Raw genomic sequence first — 2953 nt, 5'->3', positions numbered from 1 at the left:
GTTGCCGATGCAGGCAGCCAGCTGCAGCACCTTTTGGGTCTCTGCCGGCAGTTGGCGCAGACTATCGAGCATGAACTCGACTACATCATCGCTGGTGGCCTCCCAGGTGGCCTTGTCCAGGTGCCAGTGCCACTGGCCGGTGCCGGGATCGGACCAGATGGCGCCCCGTGCATGCAATTGGCGCAGCAGCTCGTTGGTGAAAAAGGGGTTGCCTTTGGCGCGGTGAAAAAGCATGTCGCTGAGAGCACGGCTGCTCTCTGGCGTGCAGCGCAGAGCATCGGCTACCAGACGAGTCACCGAGGCCTGGCCCAACGGATTCAGATGAATCTGGTGTATGCGTTGATGATCTCCCAGGTCATCAAGGAGCAATCGCAGCGGGTGGCCGGGGCCGACTTCGTTACTGCGGTAGGCGCCTAGCAGCAGGAGATGGCTTTGCTCCCGTGAGTTTACTATCCGCCGTAACAGGTCGAGCGTGGGGCTGTCACTCCATTGCAGGTCATCGAGAAACAGCACGACCGGATGGCCCTTGTCGGCAAACACGCGCAAAAACGCCGCGAGAATCAGCTGCAAACGGTTGCGACTTTCGGCCGGAGGCAATTCGATCACCGGTGGCTGCTCCCCGATGATCACCGCCAGTTCCGGCACCAGGTCGATCATCAGTGCGGCATTAGGGACCAGTGCGCTGGTCAGACGCTCTCGCCAGGCGGCGAGCTGCTCTTTGGGCTCCAGCAGGATCTGTTGCACCAATGCGCGAAAGGTGGCGGCCAGTGCCGAGTAGGCTTCGCCGCGCTGATACTGGTCGAACTTGCTCTGCACCAGAAAGCCGTGCTCACGGATCTGATAAGGGTCGATCTCGTTGACCAGCGCCGATTTGCCGACGCCGGAATAGCCATGAATCAGGCAAAAGCGAGTCTGCCCTTCAACAGCCTGCTCGAACAGGTCATACAGGGTCTGCAACTCGTGCTCGCGGCCATAGAGCGCCTGGGGTACCAGGAATTTCTGTAGCTGGTCCTGCTCGCCAAGGTTGAAGGACACCAGCGGCTGGTGCTGGTCCAGGGCCGTGGCGCAGAGGTCCAGGTCGTGCAGTAGGCCGATGCTGCTCTGGTAGCGGTCCTCGGGCGACTTTGCCAGCAGCTTGAGTACCACCGCGCAAACCGGCTCGGGCAGCGTCGGCACCTGTTTGTCAGGCGATGGCGGAATGCGGCTGATATGGCTGTGCACCCATTCCAGGGTATTGTCAGCGGTGAACGGGGGTTGTCCGGTCAGCAGTTCATAAAGCACGCACCCCAGAGAGTAGTAATCGGAGCGGTAGTCCAGGCTCCGGTTCATGCGGCCCGTCTGCTCCGGAGAGATGTACGCCAGCATATCGGGGGATTCGATCACCAGCTGGCTGGCCTGCCGCTCCTGATTCAGTTCGGATGCCATGCCGAAGCCGGCCAGCACGAGTGCGCCGCTCTGGCGTTCTATCAGCACGTGGTGCGGTGACAGTGATTTGTGCACTATGTCGCTGGCATGTATCTCGCCGAGGAGCTGGGTCAGTCTGCGGGCAATATTGAGCACCCGTGGCACCGGCAGGCGTCGGCCGGGGGAGTGGTCCAGTAGCGTCGCCAGTGAGCTGTCGAGCAGATCGCACACCAGCGCCAGGTTGCCACTGCCGTGGGGCAGAACGGTATGGATCCGGCGGATGCCAGCAATCCTCTGCAGACGTCTGCTGATTCTGGCTTCGTGGCTAAGCATGGCTACCTGGCGGCGGTCCGGATAGGCGGTATCCAGCGTCTCGATACAGACTTCTGCGTCATCGGTCAGGCTGCGGGCGTGATAGGCGGCTCGGCCTGCCTTGCGCCATAGGCAGGTAACGATCCGGTAGCCAGGCAGCTGTAATTCGCTGTGCATCAGGTGCCTCTTGCGTGGTTACGCTCAGCAGGGAAAAAGTCGATTGAAAGAGCTGCTGAATGCCGTGTGGGCATCCTCCAGCAAGGGCTCGCCATGGCCGCACAGGGCGTGGCGGAAGGTCAGCGCCCTGAGGCGAACGAAGTCTTCGGCGCCCGGCTCTGCAGCCTGGAGCCAGACCGGGCCGACATTGGCCGGGGTGAAGAAGCCCATCTGTTCCATGCGCTGGCGCGAGGCATCACAGAAATGCTCATCGGGTTGCACCCAGTTCTGCAAGGCATCGCAGGCCAACAGGATGCCCCCATCGCGCTGCAGATGGAGTATGCCCTCGGGGAGTTTGCTGGTCTTGAACTGGAACAGCGAAGCGCCGGCCAGGGGTAGTGGGGAGCCTTCGGCAAGGGTTTTCGAGTCTTGTTGCTCAGGCTCCAGGCCGGGCATGACCCAGTATTGCGCCTGATAGCGGTCAAGGTAGAAGGCGTCGTCGCGCCCGTGTAGCGCGCCCAGCCGGATGACATCGGTCACCTGGCCCAGGCTGTCCAGTGCGGCCAGGCCCTGATCGTCGAGACGTACCGAGTTGATCAGCACCAGTCGTTCGCCTTCGCGGACAATGATCATGTTGCGGCTGAACTGCCAGTCCAGCTCCATCAATACGGTTTCCATGGCGCCGGTGACTAGAAACACCTCCGGCAGCACTTCCTCGATAGTGCCGTGGGCCAGGGCGGGTGGAAATGACGTCATGTCTTGCTCCTCAGTCCTTGTCGTAGTTATAGCGGCCCGCGTAACGGTATTCGCGGGCATATTCATGCAGGTAGGTGTTGAGATAATGCCACTGGGCCTGATTCAGGCGCCCGTGGCGAATGTCATCAATTGTTTCATCGAGGTTGCTGCTGTCCAGTCGCTTCAGATGAAAAAGAGTCATGTCCCTGCTGCCAAAAAAACCTTTGAGAAAATGGTGTAGCGGCCGTGCTGCAGACATATCGAACACGGCGCCATACAGCGCTGTAAGCAATGGCTGCTCGGCCAGTGTGTCGCGGTCAAAGGTCGGATATTCCCCCGGCGGCGG

2 protein-coding genes and 1 pseudogene are annotated in these 2953 nt (G+C 60.9%); all 3 read right to left on the bottom strand.

What is annotated here, in order from left to right; genetic code table 11:
- Positions 1–1893 (bottom strand): AAA family ATPase (locus ABYA88_RS15945; protein WP_373188371.1); only part of this gene is annotated, 1893 nt, incomplete at its 3' end.
- A 24-nt stretch (positions 1894–1917) separates the two neighbouring features.
- On the bottom strand, positions 1918–2628 hold the full coding sequence (locus tag ABYA88_RS15940; protein ID WP_373188370.1) for a hypothetical protein: 711 nt from the start codon (positions 2626–2628) through the stop codon (positions 1918–1920).
- Between the two features lie 10 nt (positions 2629–2638).
- Positions 2639–2953: pseudogene (locus ABYA88_RS15935) on the bottom strand (gamma-glutamylcyclotransferase); the annotation flags it as partial.

Origin of the sequence: Halopseudomonas sp., assembly GCF_041579695.1 — a bacterium.
Lineage (GTDB): Bacteria > Pseudomonadota > Gammaproteobacteria > Pseudomonadales > Pseudomonadaceae > Halopseudomonas.
This window is presented reverse-complemented; position numbering and strand designations above follow the sequence as displayed.

Coding starts and splice junctions, on each gene's coding strand:
- ABYA88_RS15940 (WP_373188370.1), bottom strand. CDS start 2,628: ATGACGTCATTTCCACCCGCCCTGGCCCACGGCACTATCGAGGAAGTG.